Raw genomic sequence first — 21848 nt, 5'->3', positions numbered from 1 at the left:
CGTCTGCGCCTACGCCCAGGACGAAGGCGTCGCGCTGCGGCTGGATGCTTCGACGACTCGCGAAAGAGGGGAACCCCACGCGTGACCCAGGCCGCAGCCCGGAATGCCCCGACTTCTCCGCAGGATGGCCTGTGGGAGGCCAAGCTGTCCGAGGCGCGTGACTTCTCGGTTGCCGCCGCCGAACTACCCGCGCTCACTTTGCGGTTCCCTACCCGAGAACGGTTCAGCTGGCTGCTGATGAAGGCCCTGTACTGGTCCGGCCGGCGGGCCGATGCGATCGACGCGTACCACCGAACCCGACGAACCCTGGCGGAGGAGTACGGCGTGGACCCGGGCGCCGAGTTGCAGGAGCTGTTCGGTTCGATCCTGCGCGGCGACCCCATCGCGGGCTGCGCATGAGCACGCCACAGCGATAGGTTCCCGTCAACAGCCCGGTGGCGACGGCAACATGGCCGTCGCCACCGGGCCCGCTTTTCATTTCTGCAATGACATGCGCATGATCACCTCACGGGAATTCATGCTCACGGCAGGGGTTGCGCACGCGCTCCAGGACTCCTCCAAGTCGACTCCAAGTCGCTGCCAAGATCATCCTGGCAGGCTCTCAATCGCCGAGCGGGTAGATCGAGATGAAGCGTCGGCAGCCATCTCACCCGCACGGCGACCGCAGGGATGCGGGGACTCGACGGAAAGGAACGCGCACCGCTGCCGACGAAGCCGCGCCTCCCCGTAGCCGTCCGTTCCGGCGGACCGGCCAGCAGATCAAGACCACGAGGAAAGCCGAGTACACAGTGCCGCAGACGAGTTGTGAGCACGACCCGGTCGCCGTTGTCGGGCTGTCCTGCCCGACGCTCGGAGTCGAAAGCGACCAGCACGGGTCCGACGGCCCTGACGGCGGCCCCGCATCCGTGACGGTCCGCACGATCGGCTCCGCCCAGGGCCTGCGCGACCCGTACGGGGCGTGGGAGCGGCTGCGCGAGGTCGACGCCGACGGCGGCGTCCTGGTCCGCCCGGACGGACACGTGGCCTGGCGCGCCCGGACCGCCGACTCCGCCGACGAGCTGCCCAAGGTGCTGGCCGAGGTCCTGCACGCGCCCGCCGGCCCCGCGGCCTGAGCCTCCGCCGGGCGGCCCCTTCCCGGCAAGGGACCGCCCGGCGCTCAAGCGCCGCAGGCCGATCCGCCGCGACGGCGGAGCGGCCAACAGTCGATGCCCGGCAAGAGCCGATCGCGCCCGAACCGCACGTTCGTCGCCGAGGGGTTCGCGTCGCTGGCCCGCAAGGACCAGCGACGGCAGGGGGATTGCTATCTGCGCGGGCTGATGCTGGACGGGCGGCGCAAGTCGACCCAGCCGATGGCCGAGCGGCTGCCGGACGGAAACATGCAGGCCCTGCGGCGTCGAGGGTTGACCGACCGTAAGCATGTTGATGCTGATGGTGGCCTTGTAGGTGGCTCGGTCGATGGCGGGTCCGCGTGCGTTGCACTGCCGCCCGCGACCAACTTGTCCTGGCGGCGGGCGGACCCGCAGCGGCTTCACCAACGAGATCCACGCCCGCACCGCACTACGACAGTTCAACCAAGGCCTCGCCCTGGGCTTCGTCACCGACCCGCGGCAGAAGACCGCCGAGTACCTGCGCCAGTGACTCGACGAGAACCCGCAGGTCAGGGCCCACCTCGTCCACCACGTATGACGCCCAATGACACCTCGTGACGCCCAATCCGTGAGAGGCGCGTGAGAGGCACCTGACGAGTCCGGCTACCAGCCGCCTGTCCCTTCCACCTCCGCTCGAACGCCTCCGGGCCGTCGCGGCCGAGCAGGTATCGGTACCGACCGGTCGGGTACAGGCACGAATCCGTTTCGCAGACGGTGGACAGGCTCGCAACAGTGAACCCCGCTTCGCCCCCGCTCACGGCCCGATCGCGCATCTGGCGTACACCGCCGCCCGAGCCACCCAGCAGGCTCGCCAGCTGCTCCGGCAACTCGGCGACCGCGCTGCCGACTTCACCCGCCTGATCCGGTACCGTGACTCGAAGTTGAATCTCGTACCTCCGCCACGGCTGATCAGCCATAACGAAGGACCCGACTGCTGAGCGGTCGGGTCCTTCGTCGTGCCCTGGTCTCGTCGGTCCGGCCGGTTCTCGCCGAGCAGCGGGGAGCACCGACGGCTTCACGGAGTCGGTGCGACGGTGAGCAAAGGCCGGTGGCGCGGGCCGCGGTGAGCACGCCGAGGATGTGGCCGTCCTCGTCGACGACGGGCCAGACCGCCAGGTGCTCGATCCGCATCGCGATCGCGGCCAGGGCCAGGCCCATGGTGGGCCAGGCGAACGGGCCGCGCTGGTGCGAGGTGGCGCTGATCGTGGTCAGCTCGGTGTACCAGGAGCGGGCCAGGAACGGGTGGAGTCCGGCGCGGGTGACCAGCCCCTCGCACCGGCCGTCGTGGTCGCGGACGGGCCGGTACTCGATGTCGGCGTCGCGGAAGATGTCGTTGGCCTGGTCGACGGTGCTGTCGTCGGCTGTCTGGTAGTCGCAGGGTTCCATGGCGTCGGCGACCGTGAGGCCGTGGCCGGGCCGTGCCGACTGCGGGGAGTGAGTGGTCACGGTGTCCACCGTTCCCGTCTCCGGCTGCCGGCTCGGGGCTGCCGGGCTGTCCTTCACCCAGAACGAAGCCGGAACGGGTACCGGAATGCGGGATGCCCTTGGATCTCTTCGAGCCTACTCCCGTGGCGGGCGGCCCAGGGGAGACCGCAGCGGAGTACTGTTGAGAGACAACCGAGGACATTCCGCACACCGGCATCAGCGCCGACGTCGCCCTGGGTCGTGATTGGTCCCTTTCCGGACCGGACGGGCGGCTTCGCATGATGCCGAATTCTTTCCCCACCCCTTCCTCTTCCCGGCCGTGGCCGGTGCCCGGCACTCCGCTGCTGCCCCGCCTGGAACTGGAGCCGACAATGTCGCGGGACGGGATCTTCGACGGGGCCTGGTGGCCCCGCTCGAACCACGTCCTCGCCGAACTGCCGGACCTGATCACCGCGCTCGGCGCCCACTTCGGACGCATCGTCCGGGTCGGCCTCGACACTACGGCCTGGGACGGTGTACCACGGTCCCTCGCGGCGAACGGCCTGACGATCAGGATCAACTGGTTCGCCGGCAGCGACGCGACGATCAGCGTCACCCGGGGGTTCCAGGACCACTTCCTGTTGCTGGTGGTACCGCCCGGCACCAACCCGGCGACGGCCGCCTCGGCGATGGCCGGCGCCTCGGCGACCGGGAACCACACCCCGGCGGCAGAACTCCTGCTCGGCTGAGCGGTCCGCTTGGACACGGGGGAGCGGACCCAGCCCAGCACTCAGGACTACCTGGACGCCATCCATTACCTGAATATCACCCAAGGCACTTCGCATGCCGGCACCGGATACCCTGCCGTCGGCCGCCGCTCCCTCCGACGGCGCTTTCGCCCGGAGCGGACCGCCGTCAGTACTCGGAGCCGCTTCGCAGGTAGGTGCCCACGACCTGGAGCCACGCCCCCGGGCTGAAGCACGCCTCGATGCGGTGCGGCGTGTCCCCGAAGACCCGCGGGACGCGCAGCGCGCCGCTCGGGTGCAGGTCGTACTCGAAGGTGACGCCATTGTCCGTGACGTCCTCGTACTGCAGGTCCAGCGGCCCCTTCGACGGCTCCGCCGGCGCCCGGGCGTCGGCCGAGAGCTTCACGTAGACGGACATCTCTGCGTCCCGCCTTTCCTGTCTGCCCGAGGAGCCCGGCCCACGAGGCCGTCCCTCAGGACGCTTCGGCCGGTGGCTCGGGACCGATGCCGGTGGCGGCCGTGCCGAGTCGGTTCCGCCGGCCTCGACCGCGCGGGCCACGCGGCCAGGGCCGCACCCCGGCTCGCCCGCGGGGGGACGACGAGCAGGCTGAAGTGATCGCGGTCGCCCCGCGTGATGATGTCCGCGCGATCCCGCCGGCGGCCACCTGTACGCGCACACACTCCGAGACGTCCGCGTACACCGGCTCCCGTTCGGGCCGAGGTCGGCGGTCAAATGCACGAAGACCGTCTCGGGCGGCGCGTGGGTGCCGGGAGCACCGGGCAGGGCAATCGCGTACCGCGGTGGTCCGGCGGCGGCGGCCGCCGGACTCCCGCAAGCCCTTGACACCGGGCAATTCACGTCTTACGAGTGAGGCAGAGGGGTTGGCTCAAGGAATCCGCTCGTGCGGGAGGAGGCCCCCGCGATGGCTCGCTCCGTCGGCATCGATCTGGGCACCACGAACTCCGTCGTCTGTGTCCTGGAGGGGGGCGAGCCCACCGTCATCCCCAATGCGGAAGGGGCGCGCACCACCCCGTCAGTCGTGGCCTTCGCCAAGGGCGGCGACGTGCTGGTCGGCGAAATCGCCAAGCGCCAGGCCGTCACGAACGTGGACCGCACCGCCCGCTCCGTCAAGCGGCACGTGGGCGACCCGCACTGGCGCTTCCCCGACGCCGGCGACGTCGATGGAAAGCGGTACACGGCGCAGGAGATCTCCGCCCGTGTACTGCAGAAGCTCAAGCGCGACGCCGAGGCCTACCTCGGCGAGGACGTCACCGACGCCGTCGTCACCGTCCCCGCCTACTTCAACGACTCCCAGCGCACCGCCACCAAGGAAGCCGGGGAGATCGCCGGCCTGAAGGTGCTGCGCATCGTCAACGAGCCGACCGCCGCGGCCCTCGCGTACGGGCTGGACAAGGAGAGTGACCAGACGATCCTGGTCTTCGACCTCGGCGGAGGTACCTTCGACGTCTCCCTGCTGGAGATCGGCGAGGGCGTGGTGGAGGTGAAGGCCACCAACGGCGACACCCACCTCGGCGGCGACGACTGGGACCAGAAGATCGTCGACCACCTCGTCCAGCAGTTCAGGAACGGCTACGGCATCGACCTGTCGAAGGACAAGATGGCCGCGCAGCGGCTGCGCGAGGCTGCCGAGAAGGCCAAGATCGAGCTGTCCTCGACGAGCGAGACGACGATCAACCTGCCGTACGTCACGGCCTCCGCCGAGGGCGCGCTGCACCTGGACGAGAAGCTCACCCGCGCCCAGTTCGAGCAGCTCACCGCCGACCTGCTGGAACGCTGCAAGACCCCGTTCCACCAGGCGGTGAAGGACGCCGGGATCAAGGTGTCCGACATCGACCACGTCATCCTCGTCGGCGGCTCGACCCGCATGCCGGCCGTCACCGGCCTGGTGAAGGAGCTGACCGGCAAGGACCCGCACAAGGGCGTCAACCCGGACGAGGTCGTCGCCGTCGGTGCCTCCCTGCAGGCCGGTGTCCTCAAGGGCGAGGTCAAGGACGTCCTGCTGCTGGACGTCACCCCGCTGTCTCTCGGCATCGAGACCAAGGGCGGCATCATGACCAAGCTGATCGAGCGCAACACCACGATCCCCACCCGGCGCTCCGAGGTCTTCACCACGGCCGAGGACAACCAGCCGTCCGTGCAGATCCAGGTCTTCCAGGGCGAGCGCGAGATCGCCGCGTACAACAAGAAGCTCGGCATGTTCGAGCTGACCGGTCTGCCGCCGGCGCCGCGCGGCCTGCCGCAGATCGAGGTCACCTTTGACATCGACGCCAACGGCATCATGCACGTCGCAGCCAAGGACCTCGGCACCGGACGGGAACAGAGGATGACCGTCACCGGCGGCTCCTCCCTGCCCAAGCAGGACATCGAGCGCATGATGCGCGAGGCCGAGCAGCACGCCGAGGAGGACCGTCGCCGCAAGGAGGCCGCCGAGACCCGCAACCAGGCCGAGCACCTCGTCTACTCCACCGAGAAGCTCCTCCAGGACAACCCGGACAAGATCCCCTCAGACGTCACGTCCGAGGTCAACGGGGCCCTGGCGGATCTCAAGGACAAGCTCAAGAGCGAGGACACCACGGCCATCCGCACCTCGATGGAGCGCGCGGCCACCGTCGCACAGAAGATCGGCACCGCCCTCTACGCCCAGGCCGGCGGCTCGCAAGCCGCGGCCGGCACCGGCCCGACGCAGAGCGGCGATGAGGACGAGGTCGTCGATGCGGAGATCGTCGACGACCAGACCCCGAAAGGAGAAGCCGGATGAGCCGGCCCGCGGATCCGGGCCCGGGGCGACCGCCCCGGGGGGGCATCAGTGACAGCGGCCACCCTCCAGTCACGACAACCCGGCCCCGCCCCGACAGGCCCGCCCACCGGGGCACCCCGCCGGCTCGTGGTGGCGGGCCGGCGGCCGTGGCTGAACCCTGCGCCCCGCGGCTGCTCACTGGCACGGCACGGGCGCCCCAGCGTGCGACGGGGCGAACGTGCGCCGCACGTTCACCGGCCGGCACCACCACGTCACCCTCGTGTCCCTCGCCCACGCCTTCTGCACCCCGCGCAGACTGGTCGCCGCCCCCAAAGACCCGGGGCCGGCCTGAGCCTCTACCAGGTCGTCCGCGAGCTGCAGATACTTCTCGCGACCTGGGCCGGCGCCTGCCCTACCAGCCACCGCGACCCCTACTGGGAAGCGGGCTCGCCCCAGTTGATGCGTTCCACAGCATGCGGCGGGAACGACACCCGAGATCCGTCCTTCTGAGTGACGTGCACCCATCCGCGCTCGTCGATACGAATGATGCCCGCGACCGACTCGCCGAGCGCAACGCCGGGGCTGACGTATCCCGCCCCATGGGCCAGATGCACTGTTCCGGGGTTCGCCTCAAGGCCTGCCATGACCTGATTGTCCACGTTTGCTCCCGGGTCCACCATCGGAGCCCTGTCATGCCCGCCCAAGGGGTCTGGTGTCCACCTCCGTGCCCTGGTCGGCCCGGGGCCAGCTATCCGTTGCGCCCGCCCTTGCCGAGGGTCGGCTTTTCCAGGGGGACGAGGAACCGTCCCGGTGGCCCGACAGAACGGATGTGCCGCTGTGCGCGGTCGGACACGTCGGGCTGCTCGGTGCCGTCGCTGTCCTACACGTGGAACGGAACGGTCGTGACGACCACCCTCGGCAGGGAGCGCAGCGCTCTCCGTAGCCTCGCCGCGAGCCGGTTGCGCAGCAGGCGGTGGCGCCAGTGCCGTACGACGATCTCCGGGAGGATGACGGTCAGGGTGAGGCCCGGGCGCTGGTGGTCCAGCGATTCGATGTATTTGACCAGCGGTGCGACGATCGCACGGTAGGGGGAGAGGAGGATCTTCAGCGGCAGGTGGTCGCCCCACAGGTTCCAGTACGCGCGGAAGCGTTGGGCCCTGTCCCACCATTGCACCGGCTCTCACCCGGCGACACCTCGGCCAGGATGGCTCCTGTGGCTGTGGGGTGCGGCGCAAGAAATGTCGGGTGGCTATTCTGGTCGAACGTGGCGCGGGGGAATTTTCACATACTGATTCATGTGTACGGCGGCTCGAATTCTCGCAATGCGGAGTATCCTGGAAGGTGCCGGTAGGAGTTACCGGTAGGACGATCGCGAGGAGGCGAATATGCAGATCACTGAGGCAGGGTCCCTGGCTCTGCGGCCCGTGATCGAAAAAAATGTCCGCCTTTTCGGCGGGAAGATCATAGGGTGAATGGGGGTCGGGGGGCGTGGATTCAGACTCTGCTGCCCTGGTCGGCGCTACGTCTAGGCAGGCCGGAATGCCGTTCCCCGCAGCGATGCGGGGAACGGCCTTTTTCTGGGGTGGGGGCCGCGTGTCATGGTTCGGCGGAGGACGGGTTGTGCCGGCGTCTGGCGGTGGTGAAGTAGGCGGCGCGGCGGCGCAGGTGGCGGCGACTGCTGTAACGGGGCGCACCCGGTACGGCGGGCGCGGCGCCGTAGAAGATCCGCTTGCCGACCTCTACCAGGGCGAGGTAGCCGACGACCATGCCGACGAGTGCGGCGAAGAACGCGCCCGGCAGGGGATGGAAGCCGAGTGCGGCGGCCACGGGCGTGGCGGGGATGAGCGTGCCGACGGTGACGACACCGAGGGCAGCGAGGGTGAGCGGCAGGCTGGGATGGCTGCGGAAGAACGGGATGCGGCGGGTGCGGATCGCGAAGATGACCAGGGTCTGGGTGGCCAGGGACTCGACGAACCAGCCGGAGCGGAACTGCTCGGGTCCGGAGTGGAAGACCCCGAGCATTACCCCGAAGGTGAGGAAGTCGAAGACCGAGCTGAACGGCCCGAAGTAGAGCATGAAGCGGCGGATGAAGCCGATGTCCCAGTGCGAGGGGCGGCGCAGCTGCTCCTCGTCCACGTTGTCGGTGGGGATGGCCAGCTGGCTGGTGTCGTACAGCAGGTTGTTGAGCAGGATCTGGGACGGAAGCATCGGCAGGAAGGGCAGGAACAGCGAGGCGCCGGCGGCGGAGGCCATGTTGCCGAAGTTGCTGGAGGTGCCCATCAGCACGTATTTGATGGTGTTGGCGAAGATCCTCCGCCCTTCGGCGACGCCGTCGGCGAGTACGTTGAGGTCCTTTGCCAGCAGGATGACGTCGGCGGCGTCCTTGGCGACGTCGGTGGCCGAGTCGACCGAGATTCCCACGTCGGCCGCGTGCAGGGCGAGTGCGTCGTTGACGCCGTCGCCGAGGAAGGCGACCCCGCGGCCGCCGTGCCGTTGGGCGTGCACGATGCGGGCCTTGTCCTCCGGGGTCACCCGGGCGAAGACGGTGGTGTGTGCGATGGCTGCGGCGAGTTGGGGCTCGTCGATTGCGTCGAGGTCGGTGCCGGTCAGCGCGCCGCCCTCGGCCAGCCCCAGGTCGCGGCAGATCTTGGCGGCGACGGTGGGGTTGTCGCCGGTGACGACCTTCACCGCGATGCCGAGGTCGGCCAGCCGGCGCAGAGCTTCGGCGGCGTCGTGTTTGGGTGGGTCCAGGAACACGAGCAGTCCCAGGAGGCGCAGGTCGCGTTCGTCCGCGGGTTGCGGCGGGCCGCTGCTGTCGGCGGGGCGGGTGGCCACGGCGACGACCCGGTTGCCGGCGGTGAACTCGGCCGCCAGGGCGTCGTGGGCTGCGGCCGGCACGTCGGAGCAGCGGGCGAGGACGCTCTCCGGTGCCCCCTTGGTCACCAGGGTCACCTGGCCGGCCGTGTCGCGGACGAGGACGGTGACCATGCGGCGCTCGTGGTCGAAAGGGAGCACCCCCAGCCGGGTGTAGCCCGCCGGTGCGGTCCGCTCACCGACGGCGGCCGGGGACTGCCACAGCGCTTGGTCGAGGGGGTTCCCGCCGACGGGCTGCCCGTCCGGTGTGGTGTTCTCGGTGCACAGCAGCCCCCAGCGCAGCACCGTGTCAGGGGTGTTGTCGCCGGCCGGCACAGCGCGCATGTAGTGGATGCGGCCCTGCGTGAGGGTGCCGGTCTTGTCGGTGAACAGAACGTCGACGTCGCCGAGGTCCTCGATGCACACCAGCCGTTTGACCAGCACCTTGCGGCGGCTCATCCGCCGGGATCCGGCGGCGAGGCTGGTGGAGACGACGGCAGGCAGCAGCTGCGGGGTGATGCCGACCGCGATCGCCAGTGAGAACAGCAGTGCGTCGATGATCGGTTTGTGCAGGACCACGTTGATCACGAAGATCGACGCGGTCAGCGTGCCCGCGACGTACACCAGAAGCATGGAGAAGCGGCGCAGCCCGACCTGGAACTCGGTGTCGAGCAGGTGCGTGCTCAGTCCGGCGGTGATCCTGCCGAACTCGGTGCGGGCGCCGGTGGCCACCACGATCCCGCTTCCGCTTCCGGCTCTTACCACAGTGCCCATCAGTGCACACCCGGACAGCTCCGCCAGGGGCGTTCCCGCAGGTACGGGGGCGGTGTGCTTGTCGACGGGCAGCGATTCGCCGGTCAGGGCCGACTCGTCGCACTCCAGGCCCGCGACGTCGAACAGTCGTATGTCGGCCGGGACGATGTCCCCCAGGCGCAGCTCGACCACGTCGCCGGGGACCAGCTCGGTGACGTCCACCGAGCCGGGGCGCCCGTCGCGGATGACCACCGTCCGGTGGCGGATCCGGGAGTGCAGGGCCTCGGCGGCCTTCTCCGCCCGGTACTCGTTGACGAAGCCGAGCCCGACCGACACGCTCACGATCAGACCGATGATGACGGCGTCACTGCGTTCGCCGACCAGGTAGGAGGCGACGGCGGCGATCAGCAGCAGAGCGAGCAGCGGAGAGCGCAGCTGGTGCCAGAGCACGGGAAGGAACCGAGCCCGGTGCGAGGCGACCGCATTCGGGCCGAACTGCGCCTGTCGCCGTGCGACCTCCCCGCCGGGCAGGCCCCGGTCGGCGGCCACACCAAACTCCTGCAGCACGTCCGCGACGGGCAGCGCGGCCGCGGACACTGCCCCGGCCACGGAGCTGGTCGAATGCGCGGGCGCGGAGACCGTCATGGGCTTTCCCGGCCGGATCCTGGGGGCCGCCCGGGCCGGTTGCCCCAGTCGCCCTCAGGTCCGACGGCCGAACGGGGCGCAGGCCGGGACTCGGACGTGGCGTACGGGGTGCCGCTCATCGATCACCTTCACCGCCTTGAGTCACGTCCTTGAGCCACGTCGTCCGGCGGGAGCGCAGTCCGGCAGCCCCGGACACACTCCGTGTCACCAGACTGCCACCGATCGATCACGAAGGAAACGCGGGGGATTGCCACGGCCCCTGCCTCGCGCGCCGGAAGCGCCACTCGCGCGGTATCGACGCCGCCGCTGCCCCGGGCTGAGCAATGCCCGGACCGAACCCGTGATGAGCGGATACGTCGTGGTCGGCCCACACGTCTTCGCGATGCGTTCTACGCGGGCCTCGCCGTGCTGTGCGCCGTGTCCACCGCCGTCGCGGTGATCGGCCTGATCGTCATCCGGCGCCGGATGGCAGAGCAACGACGGTGGCACCGCTGACGACGCGGCCGAGCGAAGGGCATCCAAGCCATAGCCCCTCCCGATCACCCACCGGGGCCAACCAAGTCCCAGCCCTGTGGGCAACACCGTGGCGGGAGGCCGTCCGAGCGATGCCGCGACAGCTGAGGAACAGCGGCGCCCGTCGCAGTCGCCGTCGGCGACGGGCCCGCCTACGGTTGAAAGCAGGACGCGCCGATGTCCGGCTTCCGGTTGCGCAACGCGTCGAAGGTACGGTCGTCCAGCAGAGGAATCGAAGGTGGGCCGGGTGGATCCGGAGGATGGATCCGGGTGGGCGGATGTTCCCGACCGCAGCCACCGAATCGACGACGAGATGGACGAGATCGTCGGACGTCTGCGGAACCTGGCTCACACCCAGAGCCGTTTCCAGGACCTGCTGGACGCGGTGATCGCGGTGGGCCGGGAGCTGGACCTGCCGGTCGTGCTCCGCCGGGTGATCACCACCGCGATGGGCCTGGTCGACGCCCGCTACGGCGCACTCGGGGTGCTGAGCGAGGACGGCGACCACCTGGAGGAGTTCATCCCCGTAGGGCTGAGCGAGCAGCAGGTCGCAGCGCTGAGCGGGGTCGCCCTTCCGCACGGACGCGGACTCCTGGGACACCTCATCGACCACCCCGAACCGCTGCGTGTCGCGGACATCGGCGCTCACCCGGACGCGGTGGGCTTCCCACCGGGCCACCCGCCGATGCGGACACTGCTCGGGGTGGCACTCACCGGACGTGGACGGGTCTACGGCAACCTCTATCTTTGCGAGCGGCGCGACGGGCAACCCTTCGACGACCACGATCAGGACATCCTCGTGGCGCTCGCCGGTGCGGCCGGCCTCGCCATCGAGAACGCCCGCCTCTACCGGCAGGTCCGTGCCAACGCCGAGTACTTCCAGCGTCTCCTGCTTCCCAGCCTGCCCGATGTGGCGCCCTTCTCCGTCGCGGCGATCTACCGGCCCGCCGCCGCCCCGGACCACGTCGGCGGCGACTGGTACGACGCCCTGATGCTCCCCGACGGCGCCTGCGCCCTGGTCATCGGCGACGTCGCCGGACACGACCTGAAGTCCGCCGCCACCATGGCCCAGACCCGCAACATGCTGCGCGCCCTCCTCTACGACCGCCGCACCCCGCCCAGCGCCGTCCTGACGCAGCTCGACCGCACCCTCCAGGCGATCACCGACAACCCGATCACCACCACCTGCCTCGCCCGCATCGAACCGGCCGAGGACGGCTGGACACTCCACTGGAGCAACGCCGGACATCCCCCACCGCTCCTGATCGGCCCCGACGGCACAGCCCGTTACCTTCACACCGACCCCGGCCTGCCCCTCGGCGTCGACCCCGACGTGCCCCGCCCCGACCACAAGCACCCCCTGCCCGGCAACGCCATCCTGGTGCTCTTCACGGACGGCCTGGTCGAGCACCCCCACCGCCCCCTGGACGCCGGCCTCACCGCCCTTGCCAAGGTCGCCGCCGCCCACGCAGATCTGCCCCTCGAAGACCTGTGCCGGACCCTGGCCGACGCCCACCTCGCCGATGGACGTGACGACCTCGCCGTCCTTACCCTGCGCACCCCCACCGCGCCGCCCCCCCGGGACACCGGCGACACACTCCCGAGCCCGGGAACAGGGCGTTGCCCTTGCCGATAGCCTCATCCGCCCTGGTAAGAGGCACTGCGCGAGAGTTCACTGGTGTCGACCTCTCCAGTAGAGCCAGCGCTCTGGCAGAGCCGACGACACCCGCGGCATGATGATCGACCGTGCTGCTGCGAGGTCTGCCGACGCAGGTGCTGCGTCGGATGCGGTTGCCGGTGCGGCCGGACACCGTTCCTCGATGGCACCGCGACCTGGTCGCCCGCCGCCACGCCGCCCGGTCCCGGCCCAAGCGCCCAGGCCGACCGCGCACCGTACGCTCCGTCCGCGCCCTGGTCCTGCGCCTGGCCGCCGAGAATCCGGCATGGGGCTACCGGCGCCTGCACGGCGAACTGCTCGTCCTCGGCGTCAAGGTGGCCGCGTCCACGGTCTGGCAGATTCTGAAGGAGGCCGGCATCCCACCAGCGCCCGAGCGGACCTCCAGCACCTGGGCGTCCTTTCTGCGCTCCCAAGCGGACGCACTCCTCGCCTGTGACTTCTTCGAAACGGTCACCCTGTCCGGCGCCCGGCTGCATGTGCTCGCGGTGATCGAGCACGCAACCCGACGGATCCGGATCCTGGGCGCAACCGCTCATCCGACTGCGTCCTGGGTGGCGCAGGCGGCGAAGAACCTCGTCACGGACCTCGAGGACGCCGGGTACCGGGCGCGCTACATGCTCCCGGACCGGGACGGGAAGTTCCCCGAACTGTTCGACGCCGTCCTCGCCGACGCAGGTATCCAGGTCGTGCTCAGCGGAGTCCGCATGCCGAGGATGAACTCCATCCTGGAAAGGTGGGTGCAGACCTGCCGGCGAGAACTGCTGGACCGCACGCTGATCTGGGACCAGCGCCACCTCCTGCACGCGCTACGCGAGTTCGAGAGGTTCTACAACGACCACAGGCCACACCAGGCCATCGCGAACGCCCGGCCCCTCCGCCCCCTTCCCGCACCGATCGACACCCCGGAGCAGATCGCCCGCCTCAACATACGCTGAACCGACCGACTCGGCGCCCTCCTCCACGAATACCGACATGCAGCCTGAACAGGGCGGATGAGGTTTTCGGCAAGTACACCCTCCACCACCCTCACCGTGGAGTACACCGAGGACAACCCCGGTGACTGGATCTACCACTGCCACGTCACCGACCACATGATGGGCGGCATGGTCGGCCGCTACAAGGTCATCCGCTGAGCGCGTCCCCGCCCTGCCCGGACAAGGGCGCGGACACACGGACCGCAGCCGCCCGCCCGCGCGGCCGCACTGCGTTCGGGACTGGGCAACCTTCCGGTTCGCCCTGACGAGCCGAAGTCAGTAACGCATGCCGAAGGAGGCGGAGGTGGTGGGTGTTCCGGGACGTCAATCGGCGGTTCCTGCGTCGAGACAAGTGCCGCAGGTACCGGTCAGTTCTACGGTGTGCTGGACGCACCTGAAGCCGGATGTTTCGGCGATCTGGTCGGCCCAGGTCTCGACCACGGTGGAGTCCACCGGGAGGCTGAGGCCGCACTGGCGGCAGATCAGGTAGTGCCGGTGGTCTCCGTCCGCCCGGTACCGGAAGAGGCGTTCGCCGTTGGTGTCGCGCACGACGTCGGCGCGTCCCGCCTCGGCGAGAGCGGTCAGGGTGCGGTAGACAGTGCTCAGGCCGACCCGGGAGCCGGCCAGCACCAGTCGGGTGTGGAGGGCCTGGGCGCTGACGAATTCCTCGCACCCGGCGAGGGTCTCCAGCACCTCGGCGCGCTGCGGGGTCGGCCGGCCGATCAGCTCGACACCGTCCGCCGGTGGCCGGAGCGGCCTGCGGACTGCGCGCCGGATCGCGGCCGTTGCTGCATCGGCCCCGACGCCGGTTACTTGGCTGCCCCGTTCCATGTGCGCGCCGGTCAGGCCGCTGCCGTACGCAGGGCGCGGTTCGGGCGGACGAGGAAGGTGGCGGCGTAGACGGCGCTCGCGGTGGCCATGATGGCGAAGCTCGGGGGCAGTTCGGGGGCCTCGGCGCTGAGCAGCAGGCTGCCCCACATCTCCGCGACGGCGAGGGCGGCGGACAGCGCGAGGGCGCGGAACGGCCGGTCGGTGAGCCGGATCGCCGCCCCTGCCGGGGCCGCGAGCAGGCCGAGCAGCAGCAGCGAGCCGACCGCCTGGGTCGCCTCTCCGGCGCAGGCGCCGACCAGGGCCAGGAAGGCGAGGCCGAGCACCCGGGTCGGGACGCCGCGTGCGGCGGCCACGGCCTCGTCCAGGGTGGCGAACAGCAGCGGTCGGGCGATCAGCAGCACCGCGACGCAGATTCCGGCCGCGATCAGCACCGCGAGCGTGGTCTGGCCGCTGCTCAGCCCGAAGATGGAACCGAAGAGCACGCTGGTGCCCGCGCCGCCCCGGGCGGCGCTGCGGGAGGTGGTGTAGACGGTGAGGAAGAACGCGCCGAGCCCGAGGATCCAGGCGAAGACGCTGCCGATGACCACGTCGTCCGGCCGTCCCCGGCGGCCGAGTCCACCGAGCAGCAGGCCGACGCCGACGGTTGCCGCGAACAGGCCGAGCCGCAGGTCGTACCCGCCTGCGAGCGCGGCCATCGCGCCGGTGAACGCGACGTGGCTGAGCGCGTCGCCGGTGAAGATCTGCGCGCGCAGCACCAGGAAGTAGCCCACCAGACCGCAGGCCGGCGCGATGAACGTCCCGGCCAGCAGCGCGTGTTGGAAGAATGTCTGGGTGAGGACGGCGGTCATGCCACACCTCCGGTCGCAATGGGCGTCCGGACTCGGCCGAGCACCTCGCGCCCCAGACGCGGCAGGTGGGCCAGGACGTAGCCGGCGAAGGCGAAGGCCGTCACGAAGAAGCCGAGCGGGTAGGGCTGGTAGTAGGCCGCGATCAGGCCGGCCCAGCAGGCGGCCAGACCGAGCAGGACCGACAGCGTCAGACTCAGGGCGGGCCGGGCGGTGAGCTGTTGAGCAGTAGCGGCCGGTATCACCATCAGCGCGAACACCAGCAGCGTGCCGGTGATCTGGCTCGCCTCGGCGGTCGCCGCCCCCAGCAGCACCAGGAACAGCGTGGACAGCAGCCGCACCGGGACACCGCGCCCGGCCGCCACCTGCGGGTCCACGGAGGCGAACAGCAGGGGGCGCCCGATCACCGCCAGGACGGCGAACACCGCCGCGCCGACGACCGCCAGGATCACCACCTGGCCGGTGGTGATGCCCAGGAAGTCACCGAACAGCATCGCTGTCGGCCCCTCCAGCAGGCCCTTGTACAGGCTGATGAACAAGTAGCCGCAGGCCAGCGCGAACGCCTGAACCGTCCCCGTGACGGCCGACTCCTCCGCGCCGCTCTCCCGGCCCTTGCGCCCGAGCGCCGCGACGACCAGCGCGGCGGCCACGCAGAAGCCGAAGTACCCCAGTGAAAGGCTGAACCCGGCCAGGGTGGCCAGGGAGGCGCCGGGGAAGGCGGCCACCGACAGGGTGTGCCCGGCGAAGGTCTGCCGGCGCAGCACCATGAACCAGCCCACGACCGCGCAGACCACCGACACGATCGCGCCCGCCCGGAAGGCGTTCACCATGGACAGGTAGGACCACATGTCCTGGAAGTCGTTCAACAGGTTCCAGGAGAAGACCGGCAACGCGGCGTCAGAGGCCAGCTGCATGGCCGCCTCCCGTCCCGTGGCCGGCGTGCCGGTCGCTGTGCAGCGCCGGCGCCTCCGGCTGCCCGACCACGACCAGCCGCCCGCCGCTGGTGCGCAGCACCTCGACGGGCGTGCGGTACAGGCGGGTCAGCGTCTCGGAGGTGATCACCTCGGCCGGTGTCCCGGCGAGGGCACCGCCCTCGGCGATGTAGACCACCCGGTCGAGGTGGTGGAGTATCGGGTTGACGTCGTGGGCGACCATCACCACCGACACTCCCTCCTGGTGGCAGATCCGGCCCAGCAGCGCGGCGATCGCGCTCTGGTTGGGCAGGTCGAGGCTGTCCAGGGGCTCGTCCAGCAACAAGATCTGCGGGCGCCGTATCAGCGCCTGGGCGATCAACAGGCGCTGCTGCTCACCGCCCGAGCACTGGCCGATCGGCCGGTGCGCGTAGCCGGAGGCGCCCACCAACTCGACCACCTCCGCGACGCGTTCACGGGCCGCGCGCCGCTTCGCACGGCCCAGGCCCGGGACGGGGATCCCCCACTGATCCCCGTCCAGGCCCAGCCTCACCACGTCCACGCCGCGGATGCGCACACACGCGTCGAAGCTGCGCCGCTGCGGCAGATACCCCACGGCCCCGTTGTGCGCCCCCGGCGCCCCGCCGAGCACCCGCACCTCACCGGCCGCCGCCGGCAGCAGCCCGAGCAGGACCTTCACCAGGGTCGACTTGCCGACCCCGTTGGGGCCGAGGACAGCGGTGAACTCCCCTGTCGCCACGGTCAGATCGACACCCGACCACAGGGTCCGCCCGCCGACCCGCACGGCCGCGCCGCGCAGCGACAGCACCGGCGCTGCGACCGGTGACGACTCCGAGACCGGGGCCGCGTGGCCTTCGTCCGATCGGACCTTCTCGGTCGGGTGGATGCTCACTTGCCCGTCGCCGCCTTCAGCGCGTCCGCGATGCCCTGCAGCTGCTGGGTCTGCCAGTCCTGGAAGGTGGCGTTCGCGGGAGCGAGGGTCTCGGTCACGGTCGCTACGGGGATGCCCTGTTTCTTGGCCGCGTCGACCTGCGCGGCCACGTCGGGGGTGGAGTTCTGGGAGTTGTAGACGTAGACCTTGATCTGCTTGCCGCTGATCTGCTGGTCGATGGTCGCCTTGTCGGCCGCGGTCGGGTCGGTGCCCTCGCTCATCGCGTCCAGGAAGGTCTCGGGGGTGAGCATCTTCAGGCCCAGGCTCTCGGAGAGCGGCGTGACGATCGACTCCGAGGCGCCGATCGGGGTGCTCGCGTACCTGGCCTTGATGTCGGCTTCCAGCTGGTTGTACCGGGCCAGCGTCTTCGTGGTGAACGTCGTCTTCTGCTGGTCGAAGTAGGCCGCGTCGGCCGGGTCTATCTTCTTGTAGTCGGCGGTGATCTGGTCGATCACCTTGGTCACGCTCTCCGCCGAGTACCACTGGTGCGGATTGTCGCCCTCCTTCTTGCCGAGGAGGTCGCCGACCTTGAGCGCGGTGCGGCTACTCGCCGGGTTGGCGGCCAGCAGCTTGTCCGACCAGGCGTCGTAGCCGATCCCGTTGGTGATCGCGAAGTCGGCGCCCGCCACGGTACGGCCGTCGGCGGCGGTGGCTCCTACACCGTCGCCCGCGACGGATCCGGCGCGATCGCCAGGCGGGCCGACTTCCCCCCGCTCCCCCCGCAGGGCACCCTCGCCCTCTCGCTGACCGACTTCACCAGCCGCGCCGTCTGGGACGACAAGGAGTCCCTCAGGGGCCACTCCGTCCGGCTCGAAGGATTCGTCACGCCCAAGCCCGGCGGAATGTGGCAGCTCAGCCGGGTCATCGTGAGCTGCTGTGCCGCCGACGCCCGGGTGGTGGACGTGGAGATCCACGGCGTCGGCACCCCGCAGGCGAACACCTGGGTCACCGTGACCGGCGTGTGGCGGCCCACCGCCGGAACACGGGTGCCCGCGCTCGACGTCACCGGCCTGACGGTCATCCCCCAGCCGAAGAACCCCTACCGGGACGCCCCGCCGGCTCCGGGCACCCGGCCGAGCGCAGCGGCCACGCCGTAGCCCGCACGCCGACGGCCGGCTGCGGCTGCCCGGACGAGGAGCCGGACCGAGTCGACTGCGCGGCCGGCCCGCCGCGCCTTCCACGGGGGGCCGACAACCGCCCAGCGGGCTTCAGCGTGATCTAGCGAGGAGCCCCGGGCGGTTCACGCCCGAGAGGAATCGCTTCCTGAGTCTCGGCGTCGCGGAGCGACGCCGCATCACTCGGGCCGTTTCTGGTTCTCGATGTATTCCTTGATGATCGACAGAGGCGCGCCGCCGCAGGAGGCTGCGAAGTAGGACGGTGACCAGAATTGCGCGCCCCACAGGTACTTGCGGATGTGGGTGGGGAACTCTTGGCGCAGGCGGCGGGCCGATACGCCCTTGAGAGAGCCGACCAGTCGGGACAGGGCGATCTTCGGCGGGTAGTGCACGATGAGCTGGACGTGGTCGCGTTCGCCGTTGAACTCGACCAGCTCTGAAGAACCGGGCGACGCAATCCGAGTTCGCGTGCCGTGCCTGCGGCGTCATGATGCACGCGGATCACAACGCGTCCCGCAACATCGCCCGCAAGGGCGAGACAGCGTGGATCGCGGGGCGTGAGTCACGCGTCCCAGCCATCCCCTAGGTGGCTCAGACGTGGGAGGCCACGCGACAGCCAGCCGCGCCCTACCCACCAGCCCGGTCCATCAGGGCCGGGTCAAGTTGACGACTTGGGTGTCAGCAGTCCGCGCTCGTAGGCGCGGACCAGGTTGCGCGGTACCAGGTGCTCGCGGCCGTCGACGGTGATCGGTACCAGCTGGGGCGTGGTCGCCTTCCACTGGGCTCGGCGGTGGCGGGTGTTGCTGCGGGACATCTTGCGCTTGGGTACGGCCATGAGGGCTTCCTCCTTTGTGGTGGTGGCTAGTTGAGGTGCTGGTGGTCGTGATCGTCCTGGAGGGCGTACTCGTCCCACTCCGGGAACGGGTCCTCGAAGGCCGTCCAGGCATGTGGTCCGGCCGCGTGCTCGGCGTCGTCCAGGAGACAGTCGGTGAGCGCGGCGCGCAGTTCGTCCTGTCGGAGCCCGGTGCCGATGAAGACGAGTTCCTGGCCGCTGTGCGCCTGTTCGTCGTTCAGGTCGGTCAGACCCGTCAGGCCTGTGGCGTCCGTCAGTCCGGTCAACGCGGTGAGGCCGGTCCGGCCGGTCACGGCTGAGCGCATGCCGGAGGGTTCGAAGCGGGCGACGGAGCCTGCCTGGGACCACAGTCCGGTGACGGCCGGCCGGGAGGCGAGCCAGAAGAAGCCCTTGGAGCGCAGTACCGTGCCGAACTCGCCCGTGTCGAGGCGCTCGCCCACCAACTCCCAGAGCCGGCCGGGGTGGAAAGGGCGTTCGGCGCGGAAGACCAGGCTGGTGATGCCGTATTCCTCGGTCTCCGGCACGTGGTCGCCGTTGAGTTCGGCAACCCAGCCCGGGGCCTCCTGGGCCTTCGCAAGATCGAAGAGGCCGGTGCCGAGGAGTTCGGGGGGCGGGACGCGGCCGCCGGTCGCGCGTACGATGCGGGCGGCGGGGTTGAGGCGGCTGAGCGCGGCGGCGAGGCGGTCGGTTTCGTCGGCGGTGACCAGGTCGGTCTTGTTGAGGACGAGGACGTCGGCGAACTCCACCTGGTCCATCAGCAGGTCGCTGACGGTGCGTTCGTCGTCCTCGTACTGGTCGAGCCCGCGCGCGGTCAGTTCGTCGCCGCCGCGCAGTTCGGGCAGGAAGTTGGCAGCATCGACGACGGTGACCATGGTGTCCAGGCGGGCGACGTCGCCGAGGGCGGCGCCGTCGTCACGGGCGAAGGCGAAGGTCACCGCGACCGGCATCGGCTCGGAGATGCCGCTGGACTCGATCAGCAGGTAGTCGAAGCGCCCGGCCCGCGCGAGGCGGTCGACCTCCTCCAGCAGGTCGTCGCGCAGGGTGCAGCAGATGCAGCCGTTGGTCATCTCGACCAGGCGTTCCTCGGTTCGGGAGAGCGCCCCTCCCCCCTCGCGGACCAGCGCGGCGTCGATGTTGATCTCGCTCATGTCGTTGACGATGACCGCGACCCGCAGGCCCTCCCGGTTGTTCAGGAGGTGGTTGAGCAGGGTGGTCTTGCCCGCACCGAGGAACCCGGACAGAACGGTGACGGAGAGCCTGACATCAGCCGCGACCGGGGCTGACAGTAGCTCGGTCATCGTGCGGCCTGCTGCGAGCCGGAGCCGTACGGGAGCAGCGCCATCTCGCGGGCGTTCTTGATGGCCCTGGCCATCGCATGCTGCTGCTGAACGGTGAGGCGGGTGACGCGGCGGCTGCGGATCTTGCCGCGGTCGGAGATGAACTTCCGCAGCAGATTGGTGTCCTTGTAGTCGATGTAGGTGATGCGGGCCTCGTGCAGCGGGTTGGGGCGGGGCTTGCGGTCCTTGCGGGCGGCAGCGATCTTGGCCATGGTTGGTTCTCTCCTTCAGGTCAGTGCGGGTCGGAAGGTTCAGGCGACGGGGTCGAGCAGGTCCTCGAAGGCATCCGGCATGGCTTTCCAACCGGGCTCTCCGGCCGCGAGTTCGGCATCGGTGAGCAGGCAGGAGTCGAGCAGTTCGGTGATTCCGTCCACGTCCAACCCCTCGGCGGTGAAGCTCAGTTGCTGGATCCGGTCGCCGTGGACGGAGTCCCAGTCGAGGGCGGCGGCGGCCTGGCGCGCGGGCGGGTAGAGCTCCCACACCGCGTCCGGTAGCGAGACCAGCCACGGCCCGCACTCCTCCACGGCGAGGTTGGCCCCGGCCGCGTCCCAGGCGAGCATCAGGTCGGGGCGGTTGGCGAGCCAGAACCGGCCCCGGCTGCGCTGCGCGGCCGGGACGAGCTGCTCCAGCGCCTCGTGCAACCGGGCCGGGTGCAGCGGCCGGCGCCGCTCCCACACCAGCGTGGCCACCCCGGCCTCGTCGGCCTCCTGCGGCAGCAGGGCCAGCGCCGGGTTGACCCGGTCACGCGCGGCGGCCACGTCGAAGCCCGCGAGCGCCGCGCGGAGGAGTGTGCCGGTGCCCAGCCGTACGGCGCGGGCGGTCGGGTGGAGCTGGCGCAGCATCGCGATGCCGGCGTGCAACTCGGGCGTCCCGGCGGCCTGGTCGGCGTGGGAGACGGCCAACACGTCGGCGTACTCGATCTGGTGGGCGAGCGCCTCGGCGACCGTGCGGTCGTCGTCGGCGCAGGTGTGCAGGTGGTGCTCGGAGAGTTCGTCCGAGACCGAGAGTTCCGGGACGACCCTGAGCGGGTCCACGGCGGTGACCACGCCGACGACCTCCACCACCTCGTGCATGCAGCGGTCGCCGACCTCACCGCCCGCGATGACCTCGACCAGCGGGTGCGGGTCGCTGCCGCCCCACAGCTCCACTACCGCGAGGCGGTGGCGTCCGGCTTCGGCGATCTTCAGCAGTTCGGGCAGCAGGTCCTCGCGCAGCGCGCAGCACGGGCAGTCGTTGGTGAGCGGCAGGTTCGCCCCGCCGAGCGGACCGGACGTGTCCCAGACTCCCCGGTCCACGCGGCCCTCGCCCGCACGGGTGAGGTCGTGGTGCAGGACCACGGCGCCTTCATGGTCGGCGAGGAGCTCCAGGACGGCCTGGCGGCGCTCGGTCTCGTGGAGTCCTCCGACCACCACCACGGGCAGCAGGCTGGGTTGGGACACCGGTTCTTCCTTTCTGAGGACCACCGCACCGGCGTGAGCCGGTGGAGCGGCTTGGTGGTCGCGCCCCGGGCCACACGGCCCGGGAGAGATCG

Annotated in this window: 23 protein-coding genes and 3 pseudogenes; 11 read left to right on the top strand and 15 right to left on the bottom strand. The window is 70.3% G+C overall.

What is annotated here, in order from left to right; translation table 11 throughout:
• The first annotated feature begins 81 nt into the window (after nt 1-81).
• The 4 genes and pseudogenes from HS99_RS40995 (at nt 82) to HS99_RS44770 (ending at nt 1638) form a co-directional block, all read left to right on the top strand.
• Nucleotides 82-399 (top strand): AfsR/SARP family transcriptional regulator, encoded by a 318-nt coding sequence (locus HS99_RS40995; RefSeq protein ID WP_030556712.1) that lies wholly within the window; start codon nt 82-84, stop codon nt 397-399.
• A gap of 506 nt (nt 400-905) precedes the next feature.
• Nucleotides 906-1112 (top strand): aromatic-ring hydroxylase C-terminal domain-containing protein, encoded by a 207-nt coding sequence (locus HS99_RS43985; protein ID WP_141763699.1) that lies wholly within the window; start codon nt 906-908, stop codon nt 1110-1112.
• A gap of 93 nt (nt 1113-1205) precedes the next feature.
• Nucleotides 1206-1394: pseudogene (locus HS99_RS40990) on the top strand (transposase); the annotation flags it as partial.
• 61 nt (nt 1395-1455) lie between these two features.
• Entirely contained in the window at nt 1456-1638 is a 183-nt protein-coding gene (locus HS99_RS44770; RefSeq protein WP_167344958.1) for a hypothetical protein, read from the top strand.
• A gap of 419 nt (nt 1639-2057) precedes the next feature.
• Here the strand turns inward: HS99_RS44770 and HS99_RS11275 are convergent, their stop codons facing one another.
• Nucleotides 2058-2594 carry a CBS domain-containing protein gene (locus tag HS99_RS11275; RefSeq protein WP_141763698.1) on the bottom strand — a complete coding sequence of 179 codons (537 nt, stop codon included), beginning with the start codon at nt 2592-2594 and terminating at the stop codon, nt 2058-2060.
• A gap of 305 nt (nt 2595-2899) precedes the next feature.
• On the opposite strand from HS99_RS11275, the gene HS99_RS11270 reads away from it, so the two are divergent.
• Nucleotides 2900-3301, top strand: a complete 402-nt coding sequence (locus tag HS99_RS11270; RefSeq protein ID WP_232790685.1) for a DUF5994 family protein — start codon at nt 2900-2902, stop codon at nt 3299-3301.
• Nucleotides 3302-3467: 166 nt separating this feature from the next.
• Here the strand turns inward: HS99_RS11270 and HS99_RS11265 are convergent, their stop codons facing one another.
• Nucleotides 3468-3716, bottom strand: a complete 249-nt coding sequence (locus HS99_RS11265; protein ID WP_030556718.1) for a hypothetical protein — start codon at nt 3714-3716, stop codon at nt 3468-3470.
• Nucleotides 3717-4221: 505 nt separating this feature from the next.
• Here HS99_RS11265 and dnaK point away from each other — a divergent pair.
• Complete coding sequence (dnaK, locus tag HS99_RS11260; protein ID WP_030556720.1) at nt 4222-6078, top strand: molecular chaperone DnaK; 1857 nt, start codon at nt 4222-4224, stop codon at nt 6076-6078.
• A gap of 410 nt (nt 6079-6488) precedes the next feature.
• Here dnaK and HS99_RS43980 read toward each other — a convergent pair whose 3' ends face one another.
• The 3 genes and pseudogenes from HS99_RS43980 to mgtA form a co-directional block, all read right to left on the bottom strand.
• A complete protein-coding gene (locus HS99_RS43980) occupies nt 6489-6716 on the bottom strand; it encodes a hypothetical protein (RefSeq protein WP_141763697.1) in 228 nt (75 codons plus the stop codon).
• A 221-nt stretch (nt 6717-6937) separates the two neighbouring features.
• Nucleotides 6938-7219: pseudogene (locus HS99_RS11255) on the bottom strand (amino acid permease); the annotation flags it as partial.
• Nucleotides 7220-7653: 434 nt separating this feature from the next.
• Nucleotides 7654-10308: a magnesium-translocating P-type ATPase gene (gene mgtA, locus HS99_RS11250; protein WP_030556722.1), complete on the bottom strand. Its 2655-nt coding sequence runs from the start codon at nt 10306-10308 to the stop codon at nt 7654-7656.
• Between the two features lie 826 nt (nt 10309-11134).
• On the opposite strand from mgtA, the gene HS99_RS11245 reads away from it, so the two are divergent.
• The 3 genes from HS99_RS11245 to HS99_RS40985 all read left to right on the top strand — a co-directional run bounded on the left by HS99_RS11245 (nt 11135) and on the right by HS99_RS40985 (nt 13632).
• Nucleotides 11135-12457, top strand: coding sequence for a PP2C family protein-serine/threonine phosphatase (locus tag HS99_RS11245; RefSeq protein WP_050367114.1), 1323 nt, complete (start codon nt 11135-11137; stop codon nt 12455-12457).
• A 149-nt stretch (nt 12458-12606) separates the two neighbouring features.
• On the top strand, nt 12607-13434 hold the full coding sequence (locus HS99_RS11240) for an integrase core domain-containing protein (protein ID WP_050367115.1): 828 nt from the start codon (nt 12607-12609) through the stop codon (nt 13432-13434).
• 57 nt (nt 13435-13491) lie between these two features.
• Entirely contained in the window at nt 13492-13632 is a 141-nt protein-coding gene (locus HS99_RS40985) for a multicopper oxidase domain-containing protein (RefSeq protein ID WP_078938639.1), read from the top strand.
• Between the two features lie 165 nt (nt 13633-13797).
• Here the strand turns inward: HS99_RS40985 and HS99_RS11235 are convergent, their stop codons facing one another.
• From HS99_RS11235 to HS99_RS11215, 5 genes are read right to left on the bottom strand one after another with little or no spacing between them, the layout of a single operon-like run.
• Nucleotides 13798-14304, bottom strand: a complete 507-nt coding sequence (locus HS99_RS11235; RefSeq protein WP_078867602.1) for a Fur family transcriptional regulator — start codon at nt 14302-14304, stop codon at nt 13798-13800.
• Nucleotides 14305-14315: 11 nt separating this feature from the next.
• On the bottom strand, nt 14316-15152 hold the full coding sequence (locus tag HS99_RS11230; protein WP_030556726.1) for a metal ABC transporter permease: 837 nt from the start codon (nt 15150-15152) through the stop codon (nt 14316-14318).
• Nucleotides 15149-16063, bottom strand: coding sequence for a metal ABC transporter permease (locus HS99_RS11225; protein WP_030556728.1), 915 nt, complete (start codon nt 16061-16063; stop codon nt 15149-15151). The genes HS99_RS11230 and HS99_RS11225 overlap by 4 nt, the downstream gene beginning before the upstream one ends.
• Nucleotides 16047-16973, bottom strand: a complete 927-nt coding sequence (locus HS99_RS11220; RefSeq protein WP_232543316.1) for a metal ABC transporter ATP-binding protein — start codon at nt 16971-16973, stop codon at nt 16047-16049. Before HS99_RS11220 ends, HS99_RS11225 begins: the two co-directional genes overlap by 17 nt.
• On the bottom strand, nt 16970-17812 hold the full coding sequence (locus tag HS99_RS11215; RefSeq protein WP_267885584.1) for a metal ABC transporter solute-binding protein, Zn/Mn family: 843 nt from the start codon (nt 17810-17812) through the stop codon (nt 16970-16972). The genes HS99_RS11220 and HS99_RS11215 overlap by 4 nt, the downstream gene beginning before the upstream one ends.
• Here HS99_RS11215 and HS99_RS48385 point away from each other — a divergent pair.
• Nucleotides 17699-18109, top strand: coding sequence for a TIGR03943 family putative permease subunit (locus tag HS99_RS48385; protein ID WP_342342346.1), 411 nt, complete (start codon nt 17699-17701; stop codon nt 18107-18109). The two genes, HS99_RS11215 and HS99_RS48385, sit on opposite strands and share 114 nt — an antisense overlap.
• Nucleotides 18110-18306: 197 nt before the next feature.
• On the opposite strand, the pseudogene tnpA reads toward HS99_RS48385, so the two are convergent.
• Nucleotides 18307-18561: pseudogene (gene tnpA / locus HS99_RS40980) on the bottom strand (IS200/IS605 family transposase); the annotation flags it as partial.
• A gap of 2 nt (nt 18562-18563) precedes the next feature.
• Here tnpA and HS99_RS47730 point away from each other — a divergent pair.
• Nucleotides 18564-18713 (top strand): zinc ribbon domain-containing protein, encoded by a 150-nt coding sequence (locus tag HS99_RS47730; protein ID WP_232543319.1) that lies wholly within the window; start codon nt 18564-18566, stop codon nt 18711-18713.
• 72 nt (nt 18714-18785) lie between these two features.
• Here HS99_RS47730 and rpmF read toward each other — a convergent pair whose 3' ends face one another.
• Genes rpmF through HS99_RS11190 form a run of 4 tightly spaced genes read right to left on the bottom strand, consistent with a single transcriptional unit; the run spans nt 18786 to nt 21756 of the window.
• On the bottom strand, nt 18786-18962 hold the full coding sequence (gene rpmF, locus HS99_RS11205) for a 50S ribosomal protein L32 (RefSeq protein ID WP_030289203.1): 177 nt from the start codon (nt 18960-18962) through the stop codon (nt 18786-18788).
• Nucleotides 18963-18988: 26 nt separating this feature from the next.
• On the bottom strand, nt 18989-20278 hold the full coding sequence (locus HS99_RS11200) for a GTP-binding protein (protein WP_046385833.1): 1290 nt from the start codon (nt 20276-20278) through the stop codon (nt 18989-18991).
• Nucleotides 20275-20529, bottom strand: a complete 255-nt coding sequence (gene rpsR / locus HS99_RS11195; RefSeq protein ID WP_030289199.1) for a 30S ribosomal protein S18 — start codon at nt 20527-20529, stop codon at nt 20275-20277. The genes HS99_RS11200 and rpsR overlap by 4 nt, the downstream gene beginning before the upstream one ends.
• Nucleotides 20530-20568: 39 nt before the next feature.
• Nucleotides 20569-21756: a CobW family GTP-binding protein gene (locus HS99_RS11190; protein WP_030556739.1), complete on the bottom strand. Its 1188-nt coding sequence runs from the start codon at nt 21754-21756 to the stop codon at nt 20569-20571.
• Nucleotides 21757-21848 lie beyond the last annotated feature (92 nt).

Source organism: Kitasatospora aureofaciens (assembly GCF_001188955.3).
GTDB lineage: Bacteria > Actinomycetota > Actinomycetes > Streptomycetales > Streptomycetaceae > Kitasatospora > Kitasatospora aureofaciens.
Note: the sequence above shows the minus strand (reverse complement) of the source record. Positions and strands in the feature narration are given on the sequence as shown.